The 374-nt window shown below is 64.7% G+C and carries 1 protein-coding gene; it reads right to left on the bottom strand.

Translation table 11 applies throughout. From position 1 onward, the window contains the following. Positions 1 to 71: 71 nt before the first annotated feature. On the bottom strand, positions 72 to 374 hold a 303-nt coding region (locus EN824_RS33695; RefSeq protein ID WP_189522274.1), incomplete at its 5' end, for an enoyl-CoA hydratase/isomerase family protein.

The raw sequence follows: 374 nt of genomic DNA, 5'->3' as shown, positions 1-374 counted from the left end.
GCCAATTGCAGGGCAAACTGCAGAGCTGATTGCCTGGCTAACTGCGGCCGGCTGCGCGGCCAACTGCGTGGCTAATTGCCCAAGTCGAGCAGCGGATGCTCGCTCGCCGGCCACGGGCTTTCGAACATCTTAGCCACGTCGGCGGCACTCACGTCTTCAATGCGCGCAAAACGCCAGCGCGGCGCGTTGTCCTTATCGACGATACGCGCGCGAATGCCCTCCACCGCGTCGCCGTGCAAAAAGCTGGAACGCGTGAGATCCAGATCGCCGCGCAGCACGTCCGCCATCGAGCCTTCCGCGCGCGTCACCACCTCGAGCGATACCGCCATGGAAAGCGGCGAGCGCTCGCGCAACACAGCGATTGTCTGCTCGGC

This window comes from Mesorhizobium sp. M8A.F.Ca.ET.181.01.1.1, assembly GCF_004792025.1.
Classification (GTDB): domain Bacteria; phylum Pseudomonadota; class Alphaproteobacteria; order Rhizobiales; family Rhizobiaceae; genus Mesorhizobium.
The sequence above is the reverse complement of the archived record's forward strand: the minus strand, read 5'-3'. Positions and strand labels throughout refer to the sequence as shown.